Source organism: Brevibacillus sp. MCWH, from assembly GCF_013096935.1.
GTDB lineage: Bacteria > Bacillota > Bacilli > Brevibacillales > Brevibacillaceae > Brevibacillus > Brevibacillus aydinogluensis.
On the sequence record NZ_SDLF01000195.1, the window covers coordinates 1 to 423 of the forward strand.

The window sequence follows — 423 nt, forward strand, 5'->3', positions numbered from 1 at the left end:
ACCATATCCAGGCCGTCCACGGTATCGCCGAAGAGCGGATGGCGGTGGTGGCGCAGAGCGTCGGCGCGGTGCTGGTTGCCACCTGGGCCCACGACTACGCGCCGAAGGTGCGCGCACTGGTGCTGGCTTCGCCGGCGTTCCAGGTCAAGCTCTACGTGCCGTTCGCCCGCAGCGGGCTGAAACTGATGCGCCTGTGGCGCGGCAATTTCTTCGTCAACAGCTATGTCAAGGCACGCTTCCTCAGTCACGACCCGCAGCGGATCGCCTCCTACGACAGCGACCCGCTGATCGCCAAGGCGATCTCGGTGAACGTCCTGCTCGGCCTCTACGAAGCTGCCGAGCGGGTGGTAGCGGACGCACAGGCGATCCAGATTCCCACCCAACTGCTGATTTCCGGGGCCGACTTCGTCGTCCATCGTGCGC

The 423-nt window shown here is 65.5% G+C and carries 1 protein-coding gene; it reads left to right on the forward strand.

Annotated features, from left to right (window positions below; all coding sequences use genetic code 11):
• On the forward strand, positions 1-423 hold a 423-nt coding region (locus tag ETC00_RS20045), incomplete at both ends, for a serine aminopeptidase domain-containing protein (protein ID WP_171567778.1).